The sequence below is a fragment of the Psychromonas sp. MME2 genome (assembly GCF_040566515.1).
GTDB lineage: Bacteria > Pseudomonadota > Gammaproteobacteria > Enterobacterales > Psychromonadaceae > Psychromonas.
Map to the genome: position 1 here is coordinate 18,256 of NZ_JBEWXI010000009.1, position 22,048 is coordinate 40,303.

21 protein-coding genes are annotated in these 22,048 nt (G+C 37.7%); 11 read left to right on the top strand and 10 right to left on the bottom strand.

Annotation, left to right across the window (positions count from 1 at the left end; genetic code table 11):
* Nucleotides 1-123: 123 nt before the first annotated feature.
* Nucleotides 124-2,526, bottom strand: coding sequence for a CHAT domain-containing protein (locus AB1A03_RS08315; protein WP_354624211.1), 2,403 nt, complete (start codon nt 2,524-2,526; stop codon nt 124-126).
* A 5-nt stretch (nt 2,527-2,531) separates the two neighbouring features.
* Entirely contained in the window at nt 2,532-3,953 is a 1,422-nt protein-coding gene (locus AB1A03_RS08320; RefSeq protein ID WP_354624212.1) for a hypothetical protein, read from the bottom strand.
* A 601-nt stretch (nt 3,954-4,554) separates the two neighbouring features.
* Between AB1A03_RS08320 and AB1A03_RS08325 the strand changes: the two genes are divergently transcribed.
* Nucleotides 4,555-5,298 carry a hypothetical protein gene (locus AB1A03_RS08325; RefSeq protein ID WP_354624213.1) on the top strand — a complete coding sequence of 248 codons (744 nt, stop codon included), beginning with the start codon at nt 4,555-4,557 and terminating at the stop codon, nt 5,296-5,298.
* A 715-nt stretch (nt 5,299-6,013) separates the two neighbouring features.
* Here the strand turns inward: AB1A03_RS08325 and AB1A03_RS08330 are convergent.
* Entirely contained in the window at nt 6,014-6,754 is a 741-nt protein-coding gene (locus AB1A03_RS08330) for a hypothetical protein (RefSeq protein WP_354624214.1), read from the bottom strand.
* 209 nt (nt 6,755-6,963) lie between these two features.
* Here AB1A03_RS08330 and AB1A03_RS08335 point away from each other — a divergent pair, with 209 nt between their 5' ends.
* Nucleotides 6,964-7,365 (top strand): hypothetical protein, encoded by a 402-nt coding sequence (locus AB1A03_RS08335; RefSeq protein ID WP_354624215.1) that lies wholly within the window; start codon nt 6,964-6,966, stop codon nt 7,363-7,365.
* Nucleotides 7,366-7,769: 404 nt separating this feature from the next.
* Nucleotides 7,770-8,450: an inovirus Gp2 family protein gene (locus AB1A03_RS08340; protein ID WP_354624216.1), complete on the top strand. Its 681-nt coding sequence runs from the start codon at nt 7,770-7,772 to the stop codon at nt 8,448-8,450.
* A 128-nt stretch (nt 8,451-8,578) separates the two neighbouring features.
* Here AB1A03_RS08340 and AB1A03_RS08345 read toward each other — a convergent pair whose 3' ends face one another.
* The 3 genes from AB1A03_RS08345 to radC all read right to left on the bottom strand — a co-directional run bounded on the left by AB1A03_RS08345 (nt 8,579) and on the right by radC (nt 10,289).
* On the bottom strand, nt 8,579-9,055 hold the full coding sequence (locus AB1A03_RS08345) for a hypothetical protein (protein WP_354624217.1): 477 nt from the start codon (nt 9,053-9,055) through the stop codon (nt 8,579-8,581).
* A gap of 299 nt (nt 9,056-9,354) precedes the next feature.
* Nucleotides 9,355-9,813 carry a DUF2787 family protein gene (locus AB1A03_RS08350; protein ID WP_354624218.1) on the bottom strand — a complete coding sequence of 153 codons (459 nt, stop codon included), beginning with the start codon at nt 9,811-9,813 and terminating at the stop codon, nt 9,355-9,357.
* The gene (gene radC, locus AB1A03_RS08355) at nt 9,813-10,289 is read right to left on the bottom strand and encodes a RadC family protein (protein WP_354624219.1); all 477 of its coding nucleotides are present in this window, start codon (nt 10,287-10,289) and stop codon (nt 9,813-9,815) included. Before radC ends, AB1A03_RS08350 begins: the two co-directional genes overlap by 1 nt.
* 139 nt (nt 10,290-10,428) lie before the next feature.
* Here radC and AB1A03_RS08360 point away from each other — a divergent pair, with 139 nt between their 5' ends.
* Nucleotides 10,429-10,626: a helix-turn-helix transcriptional regulator gene (locus AB1A03_RS08360; protein ID WP_354624220.1), complete on the top strand. Its 198-nt coding sequence runs from the start codon at nt 10,429-10,431 to the stop codon at nt 10,624-10,626.
* Nucleotides 10,627-10,715: 89 nt separating this feature from the next.
* Here the strand turns inward: AB1A03_RS08360 and AB1A03_RS08365 are convergent, their stop codons facing one another.
* Genes AB1A03_RS08365 through AB1A03_RS08375 form a run of 3 tightly spaced genes read right to left on the bottom strand, consistent with a single transcriptional unit; the run spans nt 10,716 to nt 11,956 of the window.
* Nucleotides 10,716-11,276: a tyrosine-type recombinase/integrase gene (locus AB1A03_RS08365; protein WP_354624221.1), complete on the bottom strand. Its 561-nt coding sequence runs from the start codon at nt 11,274-11,276 to the stop codon at nt 10,716-10,718.
* A gap of 57 nt (nt 11,277-11,333) precedes the next feature.
* Nucleotides 11,334-11,762: a DUF2787 family protein gene (locus AB1A03_RS08370; protein ID WP_354624222.1), complete on the bottom strand. Its 429-nt coding sequence runs from the start codon at nt 11,760-11,762 to the stop codon at nt 11,334-11,336.
* Complete coding sequence (locus tag AB1A03_RS08375; RefSeq protein ID WP_354624246.1) at nt 11,762-11,956, bottom strand: Mov34/MPN/PAD-1 family protein; 195 nt, start codon at nt 11,954-11,956, stop codon at nt 11,762-11,764. The genes AB1A03_RS08370 and AB1A03_RS08375 overlap by 1 nt, the downstream gene beginning before the upstream one ends.
* 562 nt (nt 11,957-12,518) lie before the next feature.
* Between AB1A03_RS08375 and AB1A03_RS08380 the strand changes: the two genes are divergently transcribed.
* A complete protein-coding gene (locus AB1A03_RS08380; RefSeq protein ID WP_354624223.1) occupies nt 12,519-13,181 on the top strand; it encodes a hypothetical protein in 663 nt (220 codons plus the stop codon).
* Between the two features lie 18 nt (nt 13,182-13,199).
* On the opposite strand, the gene AB1A03_RS08385 is transcribed toward AB1A03_RS08380, so the two are convergent.
* Complete coding sequence (locus AB1A03_RS08385; RefSeq protein WP_354624224.1) at nt 13,200-14,114, bottom strand: helix-turn-helix transcriptional regulator; 915 nt, start codon at nt 14,112-14,114, stop codon at nt 13,200-13,202.
* 110 nt (nt 14,115-14,224) lie between these two features.
* Here AB1A03_RS08385 and AB1A03_RS08390 point away from each other — a divergent pair, with 110 nt between their 5' ends.
* From AB1A03_RS08390 to AB1A03_RS08415, 6 genes are all read left to right on the top strand, one after another.
* Nucleotides 14,225-15,487: a PcfJ domain-containing protein gene (locus AB1A03_RS08390; protein WP_354624225.1), complete on the top strand. Its 1,263-nt coding sequence runs from the start codon at nt 14,225-14,227 to the stop codon at nt 15,485-15,487.
* Between the two features lie 220 nt (nt 15,488-15,707).
* Nucleotides 15,708-17,009 carry an ADP-ribosylglycohydrolase family protein gene (locus AB1A03_RS08395; RefSeq protein WP_354624227.1) on the top strand — a complete coding sequence of 434 codons (1,302 nt, stop codon included), beginning with the start codon at nt 15,708-15,710 and terminating at the stop codon, nt 17,007-17,009.
* A gap of 52 nt (nt 17,010-17,061) precedes the next feature.
* On the top strand, nt 17,062-17,364 hold the full coding sequence (locus tag AB1A03_RS08400; protein WP_354624228.1) for a hypothetical protein: 303 nt from the start codon (nt 17,062-17,064) through the stop codon (nt 17,362-17,364).
* 71 nt (nt 17,365-17,435) lie between these two features.
* Complete coding sequence (locus AB1A03_RS08405) at nt 17,436-18,296, top strand: metallophosphoesterase (protein WP_354624230.1); 861 nt, start codon at nt 17,436-17,438, stop codon at nt 18,294-18,296.
* The gene (locus AB1A03_RS08410) at nt 18,280-18,690 is read left to right on the top strand and encodes a hypothetical protein (RefSeq protein ID WP_354624231.1); all 411 of its coding nucleotides are present in this window, start codon (nt 18,280-18,282) and stop codon (nt 18,688-18,690) included. Before AB1A03_RS08405 ends, AB1A03_RS08410 begins: the two co-directional genes overlap by 17 nt.
* Nucleotides 18,691-18,810: 120 nt before the next feature.
* On the top strand, nt 18,811-22,047 hold the full coding sequence (locus AB1A03_RS08415) for an exodeoxyribonuclease V subunit gamma (RefSeq protein WP_354624232.1): 3,237 nt from the start codon (nt 18,811-18,813) through the stop codon (nt 22,045-22,047).
* Nucleotide 22,048: the final 1 nt, after the last annotated feature.

Here is a 22,048-nt window from a genome sequence, read left to right on the forward strand (position 1 = left end):
TACCTTTACAGGATAAGCGCCTTGTATTATTTAAGCAAGCGCTTACTTTTGAGCGGTCTTGGAAACTTTTTGTAAAATTGATTGCCCTCGCAATATTAAATCGACGGCAATCGATTTTATTCTTTAACGCCCTGTAAGTTGAAATGCTGCCCAGTAATAGGGATGACGGTTATAATCAGCTTTAATTGCCAGCTGTGCTTGTTTAAGTGCCAAACGTTTATCGGGCGTTTCTGTTAAATTACTATAGAAATTTTGCATTAGTTGACTGGTGGCGTGATCATCAACTTTCCATAGGCTGGAGATAATACTGTTGGTACCCGCATAGAGAAAACCACGAGTAAAGCCGACTACATCATCACCATTCGCTATTTTTCCTAACCCTGTTTCACAGGCTGAAAGTGTTACTAGCTCGGCATTAAGATTTAGGTCGTAAAGTTCACGAACCGTAAGTATGCCATCGTTGCTGTTATCTGCCGCAAGCAGCAGTCCAGAGGATAGTGGAGCATCAGGATCGAATATACCGTGTGAAGCAAAATGGATGGTTTTAAACTTTGCACCATTTTGTTTTATTTGCGTTTCAGTGGCTGCGGAACGAAGCAATAGAGTTGTATCCGTTTGTTGTGAGGCTATCGACTTAGCTTCTTGCTCTGCGCCTGGCAGTGCCAGTTTCACATCACCCAGTTCAGGATTACCGAGAACCAGCAGTGGTAGAGGGGCTGTCACTCGCTTATTTAGGAAAGCCATTACCGAAGCGCTCGGCAAAATACTGATATCGTAATGATCTATCAGAAAGTCACGGTCGGTATACAGGGCATTAAAGGGGAGATAGTGTAAGGGGCCGTGAGGAACGATAATCAATTTTTTAGTGTGCAGCTCATTTTTTAGAGGTTTAAATAAACGTTGATAGAGTAGAGATGCATTATGTTGGTAGCCATTACTGTCACTTTTTTGCAGGTCGTGGCGAAAAGCGGTGATAGTATCCGCTAAGCCTTCGCTATTGAGAGAGGCTATTTGAATGCCATTGTGTGACAGTATAAAGGCAAACAGCTGTTTGTCACTGCCGTAAAATTCAAGCAAGGTTTCATCGGTGGCGAGACGTTGCTGTATTTTTTTCAGCTCGGGGGAAGCAACGGTTACCAGTGAGGCTAGTTCTGGTTTTATCGTTTGCAGCTGTCGTTGAGTTTTACGCAGCAGGCCGCGATCTGTGCTGCGACTACGTCTGCTTGTTTCACTATAATCAGCAGTCATTAGATTTGAATCAATACTATTTAGCTGAGCCAGTAATAGAGATGGTTGATCATCAAAGGTTTTAGGGGCAAATTCTTGTTTACTTGCTAACGTGTCAATTAATGCGCGTGCTTTGCTGCGCTCCGCATAGACAAAAGCTTGTTCGAGTTTTCCCTGTTCTATTAGCAGAGTAACTAGATCTTGATAAACGGCTTCTTTATTACCAATAAAGCCGATTTTAGAGGCTTCGGTATTGATAGTGGTACGCTGCTCTTCGATTACTTCGATAGCCTGTTGGTAAAAATTTAGGGCATCGTTCGCTCGCCCCTGCTGTGCGGCGATCCTTCCCATATCATAAAGAATTTGATAGTAAATTCCCGGACGATTAATGACTTCACTAGCGTGTGTACTTTGGTCAAGTCCATCGAATAATAGGCTGGTGTAAATTTTTTCTGCTTCATTAAGTTGACCTGAACCTTGTGCAATTTTACCTAGCATATAGGTTTCATCAAAACTGTACGGATTGGCAAGCTCTTTTCCTTCCCCTAATAATTCAGATATCCCCAAAGTAGTTAGCGCATCCATAGTTCGAAAGAAGGTATCTCCAAGTGTCTGTGAAAACACCATAGCTTCCTGTGCTTTGCTGTAATTCCCAAGGGCGAGATAGACGCGTGCCTTGCTGACATTTTTTATTTTTACATCTTCAGGCATTTCATGAAAAGCCGAGTCGAACCATTCTATACAGTCTATCTCATCGACAATTTCAGCCGCTTCATCCCGGTAGCCCAGATTAAGCGCAGCTATTGCACCGTTAGCGTATGTACGGGCCATTTGCGATATGCCAACTTGTGTTTTACAACTCTCTTTAGTGAACAGCTTATTATGCTTTCTGGCAAGCTTGTAACTGCGGTAAGCTTCTGGTGCGTTCCCCAATTCCAGAAAAATAGCGCTATTAATACTGTTGTAATGGGCTAATTTTCTATCTTCATTAACTATTTTTCCTTCATACAAAGCTTTATCATTTTTCCAGTATTCTAGGCATTGCTGAGCTTTCATAAAATCACGAATGACTAGATAGGACTCACATAGAGAAGCCATACCCGTTTGCCCAAGAGGGCCAAATCCTAGCGATGGTTGATATGCAGACCAATATTCAAATTCACCGATATCTTTTTCGAAAATGTTAATCGCAGTTCTATGCTGATCATTTGTCGCAAAATAGATGATTTGTTCCTGCGGCTTATAGGCGCATCCTGACAGAATAAGTGTCATAGTGAGTAGCACTAAAAGTTTTTTCATTAACGCTACTCCATGTTTTGCTGAGTGGTAAACAGTAATACGGCTTCACTGTTCTTCGCTTGCACTGATTTGTTCTTTTTAATTTTTTTTAATCCGCGGGTCTTGCTTAATCCCTGAATGATATTGTTGGTGAGCATAAAATACCCCGTTTCGTCATCATAGCGATAGTTGGGAAGTTCGTTGATAAGATCTTTTTCTGCTGCAATAACTTGTAAGCTTTCAATGCCAAATGGTGGAATGATTTCAAATTCACCTAGAGATAGCCATTTATTGACCTCATCACCGTTGACAAAATAGACAAACTTACGTGACCCTTCGCCGTAACCAGCTTCCACCAGATAAGATAATTCCTGCTGATTATTTTTGGAATGACCAACAATATAGAAATAACCAGGACGATTCAATTTGACCACCAATTTAACCGTTTCTCCTTGATGGAACAGTAATTGCCGACTGCCTTTGTTAGTTGCTATTTGAACCTTAAAGTCGTTGTCGAGTGCATACCCCTGATGTAAAAGGCGATCAAAGTCTAGTGCTAGTGGCTCAATTCTATAGTTTTGGTAGGATTTCGGTAATAGTGCCACCACTGAGGTGCTTACTGTATTACCATCACGATCAACGAGAGAATAAGCTACTTGAATACCTTTTTTATTGATTAGATAGCTGCCTGAGTAGCTGAATGTTGCTTGTTCATAGTTATCGGTAATATTGGGCAATGTCTTTTTTAGCTGCATTTGCAGTGCGTCAGCGAAAGGCGTGACTTCCCTTGAGTTGCTGAGCGTTGCGGGACGTATATAAACCGGTAAATTTGGAATACCGCGTGCTAGTACTTCCGCAGCTAGTTCAAGAGTTGGCGCTTCGCTCTCTAGAGCGAGCAGTTGTTCGTTGAGTTGTTGTAAAGTGAATGATAACTGTTGCTCGGCAGGAGGGGTGCCGGATAAGAATGTGATCAGTGTTCGGTATTTATCTGACTGTTCTATAAGCTGTAATAAGGATTTTAAGCGCTGATATTTATGCTCATTATTATCTCTCAGAGCGGCTTCAACAACAGAGATTTCTCTCATTAGTGGATCGAGTTTTTGATGATAAAGTGGCAATGCTCGTTTGCTATTAAGTGTGGCTTGACAATAATATCCTTCTTTCTCATGGCAAACGAACTCTGCACCTATGATTGGTAGGTCCGTACTGGCACGTTTGTAAGAGGATATGGAATAGGCTTCTTCACTGTTTGCTTTTTGTTCAAAATGACTCTCGAAATTACTTTCTATTCGCACAAATATAGTCGCAGCGAGTGACGACAGCGCATCATCTTGCGCTTCTTTTTGTGTTTTACCGTAGCCTTCACCACTCAGAACGGAGGCGTTGAGCTGGCTGACGATTAGCATCGAAAATAGAATAATGAATGGATTTTTCATTAATAATTTCATTTTTAAGGGCTCCGTGCACTTTGCGTTATTTGAAAATAATCATCCATTTTTATTACCAAAAGCACACTCTTAAAAGCGTTGGGGGGCGCATTTTGTAATAGTAAGGTGGGAATTTAGCACAAAAAAGTACTTGATAAATTGTTGTAAATCACTCGACAAATCTAAACTGCTTCTGTTTTTAATGAAATAGATCTTTTTTGTGCGCTAATGACAATCAGAATAAATTGGATAATGACCTTATTGAAGAATAATACGTAATGATGACGTAGTAGAATATGTACAATTCAAATCTAGGGGCGAATCATCGGTTCATTTGCCTGTTTTTAGCTTATCTGTATGTTTCGTTCTTAAATGATAGCATTTCTAAAAAAACAGTTTAAATTCACCCTCCAGAGGCTTCAATATATAACATTTGTAGTGTCGAAAAAGTTGCCATTTATTTGCATGTTAAGTGTTTTTTGTTTTCTTTTGTTTGTTAATTATTTGATTTTTAAGTGTTGTTATTTTTGGCTTGATTTGTGCATTTTAGTTCGCTTTGAGTTCATTATCGGCAACTTATGGTGCTTTGCAGCTCCAAACATTATAAATATAGGGCGTTACTATGAAAACAGTTAATAAACATAGCATTATATTCTTGATACTCTGTATAGTCTCTTGGCAAAGTGTTGCAGGGGCTATTTTAAAAACAAATTCAGCTTATTATGAATCAATCATTGGAACTGAGTTTCATGATGGTGATAGACGTTCTCTTACTTCGCAAGGAGACCTCTTTTATGCGTTGGATGCGAATAATAAATTTAACCATTTCCAAGAATTCACCAAAAAATATATAAAACATTATGGCGGCCCATACCACAGTAATGAAAATTATAGTCATTACTCTGGCATAGATATAAACGCTTCAACGACTACTCTTGATTTTGGTGTTTGGCAAGATTCAGATCTGCTTAGCCCTGGCGATAGTTTTGCTTTTGAGGATTTTAGTTTTAGTTGGCAGTTTGATGTGATTGATGATGATGCACTAATGAATATGGTATTTCGCACTGGAACAGGGGTGAGCATGTTTAGTTTAACGGATATCACTCAAGGCAATACAATAGAATATAGTATTGGTAGTTTGTCTATGTTTGACGCGAAAGTTTTTAATTTGTTTCTATCTGAAGGTAGTAGTTATCTTTTTTCTTTAAATATGAAGAATCAATCTGGATCTGATGGTTGGAAAAATGAAACTTCTTTAAGATTAGATAATGCTATTTTCCCTGTGCCTGGACCGAACATTTTGTTCATTTTATTATTTGGAGTTACTACTTTAATCGCATTTAAAAAATTTGTGAGACAAAAGTAATAAATAATTGGCGCTAACTGTTATTTCTTTAATAGAGATCTCTTTGGTTATTTTGGGCTAGTGGTAAAAGGGGAAATTAGACCAGAATAATAGTTATTTTAAATTTGTACAATAGATTGAATATCATTGAGTAATAAGGTTATCAGCAATACAGCCTGTGATACAAAATGTGGTACAAATTAGCCATATAAAACAAAAAAGGCTGAAATCCCTGAGGAAATCAGCCTTTTGTAGTAGGTGGTGGAGATGGGGGAGTTATTATTTAATGTTTAATCTATTGATAATTAACTGTAAAGTAATTTTAAAATAAATTGGTATTACTTTCGGTATTACTTTAGATTCCTTTCATTCTGTCTATTGTCGTTTAATGTCATTATCAGAAGTAACCAAACGTGATGATTTGAAATAGGCATATGCTCTATTTAAACTTCTAAGATGATGCTAGTCGATATAACCAATGGCAATTTATTAGATTCAATCTTTGGTTTATATAACGTCTCTCTAACTTCAGTTAAGGTCATTTTTATTTAGCCACCATCTTCAAACATAACATATTGAATAACAATTATTTTATATTCTACTTTAGTTTGGAATACCAAAGGTCTTTAGTGTCAATTTACTTTAAATATTAAAGTAAAGAAAAAGTAGTAAAGTTGTTATAACCAGTTTTTGCTAATCTTAGATTTCTCACTTTCTAATAAATACTCGAGCGTTTTTACAGTGCTCTCGTGTTTATAGTAGCCACAATCTCTGTTAGCAACATAGCATGTTTTTGTGAAAGTTTGATTGTTGAAGCATTCTTGGATTTATCAACAACTTTCTTTCTATGATTTTTTTGAATCCAGGCTGATTTAAGTTTTCTGATGAATTCAAATTTATATTCATTTGTCCTGGTATCAATATATCCCATTACTAGCAGATAGGGATCCAAGCATAAATTGCTTAAAATTGTATCTATAGGTGGTTTGTTTTGTTTGCCCACGTAGCGTTCAGCCCATAAGCATACCCCTTTGTCTTTGTGTCGTAGCCAAGACAGTTCTCGCGCATCAATAGCTATTTGAACCATCCATTTTGATTTTAAATCAAGTAAATATGCAAGCTTTTGTTCTGTACTAAGTTTCATTGTGTCGATGGCGCGTATTGCTTCTTTGTGCCTACCCGTTTCACTACGCGAGAGAGTAGTTAAGGCAACTTTTCTATTGAAATAAAGTTGTAGCCATAGCCAAAGAATTTGACGGGAGTCTTTTATGTTTATCCAGGAAAACTCTGAGTCACTTAAAAGGGCAACTTTGCACTTGAATTTAATGCTTTGTACGTAGGAAACTCTGGTCGATAGATCTTTGAAATGCCTGCTTTCGAGATGTTGGTGAATTTCTTGAAAGTACTCTTCTCGTGTCACTGGTACGGTACTCGATTCTCTTTTATACGGGTTCGTATAAATCTCTTGATAATCCATGACAGTTCACAATCAGAAGATTCGTAATTTACTAAATCGTTAATTAATGATAAATCCATACTAAAATACCAATTTATATAATTATAATAAAATTAATAATATCATGATTTAAAAATTTAAGTATGTTTAAATAGTAATATTAAAGTGTATATTTCGTAATTTAAACGTAATTGGTATTATTTTTATTTTTTATAAAACAAGGTGTTATAATGGTTGATGTGGAAATGTATGTTAGTTCTAAAGGTGCTTTGCGACTTTTTGTTAAAGGTGAATTTATTTTATACCCAACATTAATGGACCCAAAAGTAGATCAGCATTATGAAGTTGAATATCAGAGAGGAGCTAACCCTCAACTTGTGAAATTTGGGAGTGTAAAATCTGCAGGAAGAACTTTAGCGAGAATTTCATATATCTGTATACAAAATCAGATACCGTTTAATTTTAACTCGGTAACTAAGAAGAGGTTTATATCTGAAGGTGTTGATAGTATTTGTATGGAGCTTCCTCTTAGTGACGAAACGATGGAAGCTTTGCTTAAGGTAATTCAAGATGAGCTAGAAGAATTATCGAAAAGTGCCGAACAACAGAAAGAGCAAAATGGTTTTGTGTGATTATTTAAAACGAATTGATTAGTTTTGGTTTTATCTATCGAGTTATGTTTAAGCTTCTGACTAGGAATAAATATTGCAATTTCCAAATCGCAGGTTTCAAACAATATTATGGGAACTTGTCTTTTAAAACAGTAAGATTTATTTTTACATTTACGGGGGGTAAATTACTTGTTTCCACATATGACCTAAAAAATAACTCCAGAGTAATAATTTCCGGAATTGATTAGAGACACCCCATATAGCTTAGTTAAGGAAGGTAGATGTATCATCTTTAATGTGCTGTTAGTTTATTATAATAGATCATAGAGCAATATGAGTGGAAGGGGTAGTAAGAGTACATCCTAAAAAATAATTTATTACAGTGGCGACAACTCCTATGTGAACACTAAAGCATAGGAGCAATAATGAACACATACAAACTACCACAATCCAGACAGTACAACGAAAGCAAATTCAACGATCTGCCTATATTGGAGGAATATGCGCCTTTTGATATTAAGGCATTACAAGCATTACATACAACAATTACTAATTCTATCTATGAGCACCCAAGAACGCTTGCTTTCCGTTTTGACCTTAGGTTTCCTGGTAGGTCATCTTTAGATCTACTTGATCGAGATTCTCCAACTAGCTTAATTCGTATCGATCCTGCTGTGATTTCAAGGTTTATCGATGCATTCAAAGCCCGTATTAAACACAATCTAGAGAAAAGACGAAAAGCACGAATATCATTACGCCCTTGTACGGTGAGATACTTCTGGTGTAGGGAACTAGGGCAGGATGGAAAGCATCACTACCACGTATTAATTTTGCTCAATGGTGACGTATTTCCTCCCTATTTAGGAAATTTAAATGATTACGAGGCTGACTCAATGGTTAACCGCATTAGGCAAGCTTGGGCCAGCGCATTGGGTGTCTGGGTAGAGAACTATCCGAACTTGGTATACATTCCACAAAATGCAACTTATTCGCTTAATAAAATAGGTTCGGAAGGGGAGCTCTTACGCCGAGCTAGTTATATGGCCAAAGTAGAGACCAAAGACTACAGAGGGGGATCAAGAACATTTAGCTGTAGCCAGTCCTAGAACGTAATTGTGATTACTAGCTGGATCACCATTGATAACCATTTCTGACTTGATAAGATTGGAGGTTCAGCTAACAACCTCAGTATAATATAGAATAGGGGGAGGCGAATCCCCCCTCAAGGTGCACTCTAGAAGTAATCTTCTAACTCCTTCAGCAATGCCTGTGCACTCTCAATCATCGCAAGCTTTACTACCTTGTGCTGACTTGTTAGAAATTGATGTAGTGCTTTAGGATGCTGATTCAATATGCAAATAAGTAGATCTTGCAGTTCATCATCTGTAGCAGAGCAAGTTGCATCAACTATATCCACAGGTCGCTTGTTAATCTCTTCATCAATGATATTTTGTCGATAGTCATCTGTAATTGAATCGGCGATATTATCAATAAATTCAGCTAATTTTTGGGTACAAGTTATATTATCGTAAATCTCTTCTTTCGATTTTTCTTTAAGACTGTCTTTATACTGTTCAACAGTGTGTGATGATATCCCTTCCAATAGCGTTTCTAAGTCCTGAATCGAATCGACATGGTTATATGCCAGCTCAATCAGATCTATTTCTAAATCAACTTCTTGTGTTGTATTAACACGGGTCAAATATGGCATGGTTTGTTCCTTTTGAATTTTGTATATAAAAAAGCCCGTGCTTTATGCACAGGCTAGAATGGAATTTAAATAGGTGGTTAAATTGTTATTTAAGCAACGTCTTTATCAAGATTATTTGTGAGTAATACTGATATGACCAAGTGTTAAACCTTCACTGCTTGATCCTCAGACATAATCAACTTCCTTTTTTATCATGAAACGAAGAATTGAGTACTTGAGAGGGGCGGACGAGAGCAAACCCTTGCTACATAAGGGTTTGCAAGTTCCCATAATGCTAAATTGGGAAGTTGAAATGAGCCTCACCAGGCATTCAGCTTTATCGGATAGAAAACACCATATTTTAGAAAGTTATAAAAGTCGTTCACCCACAATTTAAAAATAGCTTTGATATGAGCGATTATTAAACTTAGTTGTGAGTAAGGAACAAAAGGCGTTTCGGAGCTAAAGTCAAAGTCGAACTCTCCAACCATCCCTGCATATGAATCGCCGTCACGGTTGAACTCAATTCCATTGAATGTACCTTTTGCCTTAGATAACACAACAGAATCATAACTGTCTGACTCTCGAAGGTAAGGGCTATCAAGATAGTTAAATATGAATTGCAAAATATCATCTTTAACGGTTTGTTTGATAGCTTTCCTTAAAACAGCAAACAGCTTGTGACAGATCTTGATAACACATTCTTTGAGAAACCGACCTAAATCAATAAACAACTTACTGCATCGATAAAAAACACCCTGCTTTAATTTTATATCCATTAGATCAAGCCCCGCTCAGCAAATGAGACAGACTCTCGGCCAACCACGACATGATCTAACACTCGAGTATCAATGAGTGCTAAAGCATCGACTAACCGCCTGGTAATACGCTTATCAGACTCTGAGGGCTCCGCAATGCCGGATGGGTGGTTGTGGGCGAAGATCACTGCACTGGCATTTACTTCTAACACTGTCTTAACGACTTCTCTCGGATAAACACTGGCGCTATCTATCGAGCCAAAGAATAGCTCCCGGTATTCAATCAGCTGATGCTGGGTATTTAACAACATTACAGCAAACACCTCTTTTTCATAATTAGCTAATTTAAAGGTTAAATAATCCTTGGTTGCTTTTGCATCAGTAAACATATCGCCACCAGCAAACTTAGTAGCAATGATTTCAGCCGCTTTTTCCAGTATTTGGTGTTCGTTCATTGGTTTATTCAATTCGTAACAGTGGTTTGATTTTGTGTGCATCACTCTCTCCTTTGATTACCCAATAGCGGGACCATGCATAGAAGTGATATAGGCTTCGAATAATCTTGAACTTTATTCAATACGTGAAAAAAAACAGAACCGAGCAATTGCATGAGGAAATAACATAAGGATAATTCTCATGAGATTCATCAGATTAAAAGAAGTAATGAATATCACTGGTTTGGGTCGTGCTACCGTTTATAAATATATTGCGAACGAACACTTCCCTAAATCCGTATCATTAGGGGACCGAGCAGTGGCCTGGATTGAAAGTGAAATTCACGATTGGATGTTAGAGCGTGTTGCTAAGCGTGATGATTTAGAAGCACAAAGCTAGGTTGCAATGATAAGGACCGTACACATATACGGTCCTTATCATTTAGTTATTACTGTTATGGTGTAGTCAGTTGTGGAATATAGTGATTGTTAAATCTCCAAATCAACAAAGTCTTTATCAACATCATCCTGTGTAATGCCAATATAACGTAGTGTTACGCCTTCAGAAGAGTGGCGAAGCATTTTCATTACTCGTGCTATATCTTTAGTCTTTTGATATAGATGGTAGCCTCTTGTCTTACGCATTGAGTGCGTTCCTAACGATACATTGACTTCCTTACCTATCATAGCAAAGGCTTGAGATACGGCTCTTCTAGTGATTGGTTTAGGATCTTTATTCAAGGCTTGTTGATTACGATAAGATTGAAATAGATAAATGTGGTCAGGATGTTCAGTTTGTATTTGCTCAATGGTATTAATAGCCTTCTGATTTAGTTTAATATTCGCTAATTTTCCTGTTTTGGATTCTTTGACCACCAGCCGATCACCATTAATATCATCAAACCTAATGGAAAGTAAATCAGATATCCGTAGAGCAAGGTTTAATCCTACATTCCACACATCAGACATTTGCTTACTATAGGTTCTCTCTAATAGATGGCTAATGAGCTTAACCGTATCAAGACTTTTCACTGCTTGGACTTCAGGCATAGTCTGCTTCCTTATTTGCTGATTCATAAAAGGCTAAATTAGGAACTTGAGTTTTCATCAACATGCATTCACCTCTATTTCATCAAACGCACCATATTCCAGGTAACTTAAAAAGTTATCCTGCCAAAGGTTATATATCTCTTTAACACTTGGTTGGCTCATTGGGCGGGGAGGGGTATAAACACCCATGAAAAACTCGGTTTCAAAATCAAAGTCGAGATCTTTGCATAGCTCTGCGTACGGGTGACCGTAATAACAAAAGTCCGTAATGTATAACAAACTCCAACTGTTACTTTCCTGGTCTTTTTGTAGTGCTATCTCAACAGGGTGATAACCACCAGCGTCACAGGAATAACTACTATCACGGTAATTAAAGGTAATCTGTGAAACCTCCCTTTTAACAACTTGACGCTCTATTGCTTGTTTTAATACCGCGAACAATCGGTTCGATATCTTAATGACACTTTGATTAAATTTAATATCCATTAGATTAACCCTCGCTCAGCAAATGAAATAGGATCACGGTCAATTACGATATTGTCCAATACGCGAACGTCAAATATTGTTAATGCATTTTTCTCAGTAAATTTATTATCAATGATCTCTGCTGAATTTTCTAAAATTTGATGCTCGGTCATAGGTTGCTGGTGAGGATAATTGTGTTGTGCTTTATTGTGCATAATAGACTCCTTTAATAACCCGAATATGGGTATATGCACATTGGTAATATAGGTTTCTAAAAAACTAGAATACGATTATTAATGGAACAAATTCAAGCGATAAAAAATATCGAATATGTCCTTTGATTTAAATATTTTAATACTCCTTAGTGTATTAAATAGATAATCATTAAACTTACCACCAGCATTTATCAATCTCATTGTATTACTAATATAAAACATAACCTACTGATAATTAGCAATATTTATTGAATTTTGATGACTATCTAAGTGATTGTTTTTTTTTGGTAAGCTGGAAGGAGGTTGTTCTCTTAAAGCAATGGTTTATCATCAGTAGCGTCTACCTGATGCAAGGTGGTTAATCAGTTATCAGACAAGGTCCGTTGAGTTTATTAGCATAGACTGAAATAGTCCTGAGTTCATCCATATACGAACAAAGATGAATGTCTATCTAAAAAATATAAATGACACTCATATTTTTGACTTAGGCTTGATAAAATTGATGTGTAATTTAGTAATATCAGCCATTCACTATTAACTAACTTACTGATTGGTGTTTTAAATGAATTGTTTTGCTGAACTTAAAGCTCGTCAGCGTGATGAAAGGCATGCTTATCCTGACAATCTTGGTTTGAGAGTACATCGAGCACTAAGCTGGCTTAAAAAGGCTGAAGCTTGCCAAGGAGATGATGATGCACAATTCATATTTTTATGGATAGCATTCAATTCGGCCTATGCAAACGATGTAGATAAAGCTTATCGCATTGCAGAACACCAAACTTTCGATAAATTCATCAATAAATTATGCAAGTTAGATAAAAAGAGTCGATTATCCACAATTGTTTGGCAAGAGTTTGCAGGTGCGATACGGATATTATTAGATAATGAATATGTATTTCAGCCTTTTTGGGATTTTCAAAATGGGCTTATCACCGAAGAACAATGGAAATCACGTTTTAACCAAGCGAAGAGCTATGCTAATAAAGCGTTAGGGCAAGAAAATACGGCAAATGTGTTAGCCATATTATTTGATCGTATCTATACAATGCGTAATCAGTTAATTCATGGTGGTGCAACATATGAAAGTAAAGTGAATCGTGAACAGATGAGAGACGGTTGTCATTTATTAGGCAAACTTGTCCCTATAATCATCGAAATTATGATGGATAATCCTGACACATTATGGGGAGATGCTTATTATCCTGTCATAGATTCAAGTATATAACTCTGTCTAACTGTGATTTCATTTTATGTATTCGAAGAGTTGCTGTCGGTTTTTTAAAACTAAATGTTCAAAATTGTCGGCATCAACTTCACCGCAATAAACGTGTAATTGGTCAAGTGCATATTGAACTATTGAAACACGTTCAAGCAAAGTTAACACGCCATTATCCATATTATAATCTCGAGCAATAAGTGCCTGCTGAGCCGTGGTTAAATTTGGATTAGGGCAAACCTCAATCTCTATTTTTTGATGCCATAGCAAATCGTTTTGATCATCTTCAATGGCTTCTCCCATCTCTTCATCGACTGATGAAATACGATTAATGACAAAATCTCGGTAGTCGCGATGTTTTTCACAATAAGCACGAACATGCCAGCGTAACCCACTAAAAACTAAGCTATGTGGTGAGATGATTCTTTCTTCTCCTTCCGGAGTGGTCATCGAACAATAAGTGATTTCTAGACGTAATTTCTCACGGCAAGATTTGATGAGCGGGCGCAGAATATCTGAAGATATAGATCGACTTGGAGCGGTTAACACCTCGGTATAAGAAGCTGGCATTTCTGATTTTTCAAAAACACTTTTTAATGCTTTATTACTGTTCAGAAGTTGCAAATATTCATTTGCAGTACCTATGGTAAATTGAGGCTGAAACGTCTTTGAAGGTATATAACCTTTTGCTTTTTTATCATACTCAAGGTTGTTCGGATATTGTGTAATGTAAGAGTTTATATCTTTCGAAGCTTGCTGCCGACCAATGCCAAAAGCACCACGTAGATGATTTGTGATAATTCTGCCTTCCCATAGCGCCATAATTTCAATAAGTTGGTAACGAAGTAATTGTTCCCATCTAATTGACTTGCTTATTTCTTTATTCATCAATTTCTCCATAGTTGCTGCCTGAAAAAGCGACATGACAATGTATCCAGCCATTGCATGTCGCTTTTGTGTACATATACTAAGTAGGTAAGTTAAATGCAATTAATTATTTAATTAAGATATTGAATTGTGATCCAATCTTGATGGTATTAAAGGAATAATCGATGCTTGATCAAAACCGTGTTGAATTAGGTGATTCCGGTGAGTTGGTCGTTACGCTACGAAGTGGCTATGACACTCAATTTAAAATTACTAATTGGTCTGATGGCTTACAATTTTTTACTGTTGAAGAAGACCGATGGTTACTTGAAGAGGAAGATGCAGGCATTTTTTTAGCATCTGACGAGGACAATTATGGTAGTGAACAGCGTGATGCAGTTGAATTATTTGTTAATGAAATTCCGCTACCAATACGTCAGGCAGTTTCTTGTTTTAGCTACAAACAGTTTTCTTTATTAAGATTAGTTGCGCAATATCCTAAATTAGAAGCCATTTTATTACGCTCTCCAAATCTATGCTGGCTAGTCATTTGTTTTGCTGGGTATGCAAACTGGTCTGCCTCAAAAGTAGCAAAAATATTACAATTGAAAAGAGCAAACATTGTTGAAATATTATTTGGAATTAAGTCAAAACGACTTGTTAAGCTCGTTAATAAAATTAAGTTAATTAATGGCAGTGAAGGTGAGTATTTATTGCTGTTAAAAATGCTTAAAGATACCCGTGTAATTAATGCTTTTAATCATTGGAAAAGCGTTTCAATGATTGCCTTAAGGATCATTCATAAACGTCCTTATTTTATCAATAGTAAGTTACTGCTTAATGAAATAATTGCAGACAAAAGTATTCAGCATAATTTAATCCGCTTCGCAAACTTTAGTGAAACTTATGATGATCTTCATCGGTTGCATCGTGCTTTAGATAAAACATTTGAGCCGAAAGTGTGGCTAGCAATTAAAGATTCTCAGAAACTGACACAACTCCATGATAAATGGGTAACCCGTTTTAATAATTCAGAACGTGGACGATTAGCTGCATTGGAAGCAATGCGCGACATTCCTCCTTTTTTACGTAGAAATGCAATAGATAATACTGAAAATTTGTTAATAAATGATGAACTATTAGAAGTAGACTTCCCAATTTGTCCGATTGGCGATCTGCCAACATTTATACAAATAAAAAATTGCACGGAGCTTTCTGAAGAAGGCATTTTTATGAATCATTGTGTAGGAAGTTACTCTCGTATATTACTTGAAGAACGTAGCTATATATATAAATTATTGAGTCCTGAGCGCGCGACCGTAGAAGTTAAAATTCGAGGTGAAAAAATATCTGTCACTCAGTTTAAACTTGCCAACAATAAAAAACCATCACCAGAAAGTTACGCTTGTTTAAGGCAGATAATAACTGATTTTCAATCAAGAAATTAAGCGTTTGCTTAAAGGCAATAAAATTATTAAATTAACTTGTAGCATATTTTTTTACTTTAAATACAAGTGCTAATGTAAAGATTAACCTGCTTGATTTTGCGACATGTTAAAGTATTCAGTTCTATCAGCGGTCAGATAAAAATACTACAATTATCTTGCTGAGAGATTTCAGTTAACAGTAACCTAAGTCCTCCTTCTCATCACATAAGGCGTTTATATATTGCAACCAATCCAATCTGAACAATTCATTTCTCGCGCAAAAGGCGCTTTGCTTGGCTTAGCACTTGGCGATGCTTTAGGCACGACCTTAGAGTTTAAAAGCAAAGATAGTTATGCTCCGATCACTGATATGAATGGTGGTGGGCCATTCTCCTTACAAGCAGGGCAGTGGACAGATGATACGTCCATGGCTCTGTGCCTTGCTGATAGCCTGTTAGCAACGGGTAAATGTTCCCTTGAAGATCAAATACAACGTTATGTTCGCTGGTGGAAAGAGGGAGAAAACTCAGTAACAGGGCGTTGTTTTGATATTGGCAATACAGTATCGAGTGCGTTGCGCAGTTATGCCGCCACAGGTAATGCATATGCAGGCTCGACCGCTGATTATAGTGCAGGTAATGGCAGTTTAATGCGCTTAGCACCCATTGCTATCTTTTTTGCGCCTAGCAAAGGGGTTAACTTAACGGATGCGTTAGAGGCTGCAAAACAAAGTTCATTAACCACTCATGGTGAAATCCGCGCCTATCAATCTTGCCAAGTAATGACATGGTTGCTGTATCAGTTATTTAGTCAGCAGAATGTTGATAAACAAAACTTATTCGATGGGTTATCAACTGCGTTTGATGATTTACACCCTGATATTATGGCAATTGTAGAAGGCTCGTTTTTACGCAAGTCACGAGATTCGATATTTGGAACAGGATTTGTCGTTGAATCACTAGAAGCAGCATTATGGGCTTTTGCAAACTCGAATAGTTTTGAAGAGGGCGCGCTATTAGCGGCTAATCTAGGTGATGATGCAGATACTACTGCGGCAATATATGGGCAACTTGCTGGGGCATTTTATGGCGTAGAGGCACTGCCTAAGCACTGGTTAGATAAACTTGCTTGGCAGGAGAAGTTAACCGAGACAGCTGCTCTTCTAGCGACTGTTCCGACTGTATCTCAAAGCCATATTTTCCTCGATAGTTTAGAAGGGCTAGAGGGAAAAGAGTTTTGCGACAAAATATATATATCGCTCTATGAACATAAGCTCATGTTGACTGAGTTTGACTGGCCGTATTTTGAATCTAGGCATCTGCTTGGTATTTCACTGGAACATGACGATTTAGAGGATAGACAAGAAAAAATCACGTTTCTTAATAATATGAGTTATATCGATGCACTTAAGTGTATTACTGCAATTATTCGTCAAGATCGTTTTTCTGACGGCGTATGGGATAACTTTAAGAGAGATGGTTCACTGCAATTGTGGTTAAAACGCTTATCATTTTTGCTCACTGGCGAGGAGGCATTAGGCTAAAGCTGATTAAAGGGTAAGTGCTAATACATGATAAATAATAAAGGGGAAAGATATGAGCAATAAAAAGCAAAGAAATAAAGAAATATGTGCGCTAGAAGCAGAGAAAAATCGCCCTCTAAATGAATTACATAGCAAAACTTTTCCCGAAGAATATGATTTTTATTATGACAGCAATGTTGAAGCCAAAGCGCGAAAACGTGGTGAAAATCCAATGAATGAGCAGTACCAGCTTAAGGTTAATCTACGTCGATTTGCATTGGGAGTTGAACCCTATGGTGGCACTGTTGGAGTCGATAATACAGAAGGGCTGATTTCAAGCCATGAGTACTGTTCTCGACAATTACAGAAAACATAAAAATTGTGATGTAGAAAGAAAGCTCTCCCTCGAGTAAAGCCCTTCGCTAAATTGATTTAAAAGGATTAAGAATGCAGTTAGACGATCATATTTCAAGCATATATTTTATTGGTGATGTTCATGCACAACACACAAAGCTAGAGGCGTTATTAACAGAAATCGACTTTGACGATACAGATCCAGACTCTGAATGTAAAACAGCGAAGTTAGTCTTTATTGGCGATTTAATTGATAACAAACAAACTAACAATGATCAGCATATTATTACGTTACAAAGAGTCCAGTCACTACAGAAAAATGGTCATGCTCTTTGTTTATTAGGAAATCATGAGTTTAATGCGATTGGCTGGGCTTCAAAAAATGAAAATGGTGAGTTTTGCCGTCCACATAATGAAAAAAATACTAAACAACATCGAGCTTTCTTAAATGCCGTTGGTGAGGGTTCTGCTGAGCATAATAGATGGATTGATTGGTTTAAATCTTTGCCACTGTTTTTAAGTTTTGAAACGGTAAACGCGATTCATGCTTGCTGGGATGAACAAGCAATCGAGCGTCTTAAACCTTATCTGAATGCCGACAACTCGTTAAAAGAGGTACATTGGGTTGATGCTTTTAATGAGCAACATGAACTATTCGAATTGTGTGAGATTTTATTGAAAGGGCCTGAGAGAACGTTACCTGATGGTGAGTTCTTCATCGATAAAACTGGCACCAAACGAACTCAAGAACGTGTGAAATGGTGGCAAGAATATCAAGGTGACAAACCTGTTGTGATAGGCCATTACACATTAAATGAACTCCCTGAGCCTCTTACCCATAAAGTGGTTTGCGTGGATTACAATGCTGCTAAAGACGATAATGTTTTGGTCGCTTACCGTGTTGATACCCAACTAGATGCAGATAATGAGCAACTGTTTGGCGGCGCAAGATAGATTTGATTACCTTGATAAACCTAATTTTGAATATGATTGCAATATAAGCATGATTGAATTGTTATCTCGTTTAGAAAAGCAGTTTAGTGAACAACAAGGTGATGTGCTGAGTGAAAAAGAAAAACAATTACAGGATTATATAAGTGAATTGATATGGACTGAATGGGATCCGGTTGGTGTTAATGACATAGAAGAATGTCGAGATGAATATTATAACTATGAAAGTGGCATTTATCTATTTTCTAAATATGCGCCATTAGAGTTAAGTGGTTATTTATATATATTACATATATCTTATTTTGATAGTTTATTGGATAATAACAAAGAGAGGTGTGGAATAATCGCGCGTAAGATTAATCGCTATTCAAGCGATCTAGGTATTAACGCGAATTAGATTATTTATCAAATATATCAGTTTCTTATAGCGCCAGTGATAAAGAGGCGCGTTGGCAATCTCCACGTATAATGTCATATTTTTTTATCCTATTATTTAACCGACTGAAAAGGTTCATGCATGCTTAATGTTTTTACTGCGAGTGATTATGGTCAACTGTTTACTCAATATCTGCAAGTAAATGCGGGGGTTATTCACCACCCGTTACAGTCACAACCATTGGTTGTCCCTAATATAAAAATAGCGAAATGGTTAAGTTTACAGCTTGCGCAAGCCAAAGGCATTGAAGCCAATGTACAACGCATTTTGCCCGCTCAGTTTGCTTGGAATTTAGTTAAGCAAATTACACCTAATTTAGAAGCTTACAGTGATTTTGGTGTTGAGCAGTTACAACTGCGAATATTTAAGCTATTTAGTGATGAAGCCTTTTGTGCGCAATACCCTCGATTAAATCAATATATTGAAAATGGTGATGATGTCGACACCATGAAACTGGCGATTAAAACGGCGCGGATATTTGATAACTACCAGCTATTTCGGCAAGATTGGCTTGATGCGTGGAGTGATGGTCAATCGCTAAATTTAGGCGAAGATGAACTTTGGCAACAAGGCTTATGGGCAGAGTTAGTGAAAAGTTCCGTTCAACCTGCGCGTTATCAATTGATTGAACAGTTGATTGAAACCTTAGCGCAGAGCCCAGAAAAATTAACCTTGCCTGCTACGATTAATGTGTTCGGAATTAGTTATTTACCAAAAGTTTCAATCGAATTATTTAACGCACTGGCTCAGGTAGTGGACGTTAATCTATTTGCATTTTCCCCACAAACAGAGGCATCGATTGAAGCGCCTCAACTAGCAAATTGGCAACAGATATGGGGCGTATTACGAGATAACTTAGCGGTGACTGCGATAAATGTTGATCAAGCGATGCCACTACAAAAAAATAAGTTACAACGATTACAAGTCGCTATCAAAGGACAACGTGATGATCAGCGTCAGGAAAGTAATTCTAATAACCATGCTGATGATCACAGCCTAGTACTAAGTAATTGTTATAGCCCGATGCGTGAAGTAGAAGCGTTACATGATTATCTACTGAATCGTTTCAAACATGACAAAATCCTCAAGCCTGCAGATGTATTGGTTGCGCTACCGGATTTAGAAAAATACAGTCCCTTTATCCGTGCGGTATTTGATAGAGATGATGCATTATTACCCTACCAATTTGCCGATAATCAAGGGGCGAATCAATCTGCATTGTTAAATGGTGTGCAAACACTACTTGAAGTTTATCAGTGGCGATTTACCCGCGAGCAAGTGGAAACATTATTACGTAATCGCCTTGTGCAAAATAAATTCTCATTAAACGAAGATGAGCTTTCACAGATTACCACTTGGTTAGACCAAGCATCGGTACGTTGGGGAGTGGATGCTGCCCATAAAACAGATTTAGACCTACCTGCTGACTTGCAAAATAGTTGGCGTGAAGGGCTAGATCGCCTGTTAGTAGGTTACGCATTACCCGTTGCTTTCTCAACGGATTTACCGCTATTTGGCGAACATGATCTGTTACCTGCAGATCAAGTTGATAGCAGTAATTACAACGTATTAGTTGAGTTGATTAATTACTGCGAATTACTGTTTACATGGCATCAATACACTCAAACGACAAAAACCTTTGTGCAATGGCAACAACTGTTATTAACCCTAATGGATGATTTGCTCGCGGTCGATGATAGCGAACAAGCAATGCATAAGCAGATTTTAGAAGCGATTAATAAGCTTTGTAGCGCCGCCCAAAACAGTCAACTTGATGAATGCGTTGATATTGCAACCTTCGCTGCCGCGCTGCAACCTTATCTGCCTGAAGCGAGTCGAAGTGGCCGATTGAGTGGTGCAATCAATTTTGCTGGCATGAACTCATTGGCAGGTATCCCAACAAAAATCACCTGTTTATTAGGCATGAATTACGATGCGTGGCCAACATCAAATCGAGAGCCCGGATTTGATCTTATTGAAAAGTTTAGTCAGCTTGGAGATCGAAAAACAGGGGAGTTAGCTCGTTATCAAACCCTACAATTTCTACTCGCAACACAGCAGGCGCTATATGTGAGTTATATCGGGCACAATATCAATACAGCCGAAGAGAAACCCGCCTCTGTATTGGTCAGTGAGTTAAGTGAATTAGCGCGCCAGTTAGGTATTCCATTTGATGTTATTGAACACCCAATGCATGCCTATAGTCAAAACAACTTTCAGCCTGGTCTTTTGCAAAGTCATTCACAGCAGTGGTTGCAAGTCAGCCTGCAATTAGGGCTAGGTACTAAATCGTTGATGGAACTGGCATCTGGCTATTTAGCGGGAGAAATAAAAGGAGAAATATCCTTACAAGCATTATTACAATTTGCTAAAAACCCACAAAACGGCTATCTACGAGAAACGCTCGGTTTGTCATTGTTTGATGAAAGTGTTCAGTGGGAAAACAGTGAACCTTTTGATTTAGCAAACTTTGCAGATAGCGCGGTGCGTCAAGGTGTATTGCAGTGTGTTAAAAATGGCCCTAATAGCCAATCTTCAGAATTGATAGCCAGTGCTCTGAAAGTAGCGCAAGCAGGAGGCGCTATGCCTCATGGGATGCACGGACAGCTATTGCATCAATTACAAGCTGACACGCTTAACGCTCAGATTGAGGCGATTGAGGAAAATAAATCGCTAACCGAATGTGATGCCATCCCTTTTCAGTTACAGATGCAAGTTCCACTGATCAGTCAATTAGATGAGGTGACATCGCTTTGCTCAGGGGGGCTAACAACAACGCTACTGTCATTACATGGGCTCATTGAAGATGTCACCGAGCAGGGATTTCATCTCGTACTTGCCGACCGGTTCCATAATTATTTACAGATTGAGGTGTGGTTAAAGCATCTGATTTTATGTTGTGTGAAACCTGCGGGAATCGCACTAAAAACACAAGTGATTAGCCAAGATGGGGTTGCTGAGTTAGGCCCTATTGAAGATGCAGAGCTGTATTTAAGTCACTGGCTAGCTGCCATGCTATTTGGTCAACATTTTCCGATTGAGTATTTTCATCGTTGTAGCTTTAAATACGCACACGCGATTAAAAAGAAACCTAAAGTACCAGAGGACGCATTGAAGCAAGCATTAACGGCATGGGCTGATGGGTTTAATTATGCGGGTGAAGGCAGTAAACCCGCGAATCAATATCTATACCGCGATACCAACCCTATCGAAAGTGAACATTTTGAGTATTGGTCAAATACATTGTTAATGCCATTACTAACGGCTTTTGAAGCACCAATTGAGACTACATTTGATGCGAAAACGGAGAGTAAATAAT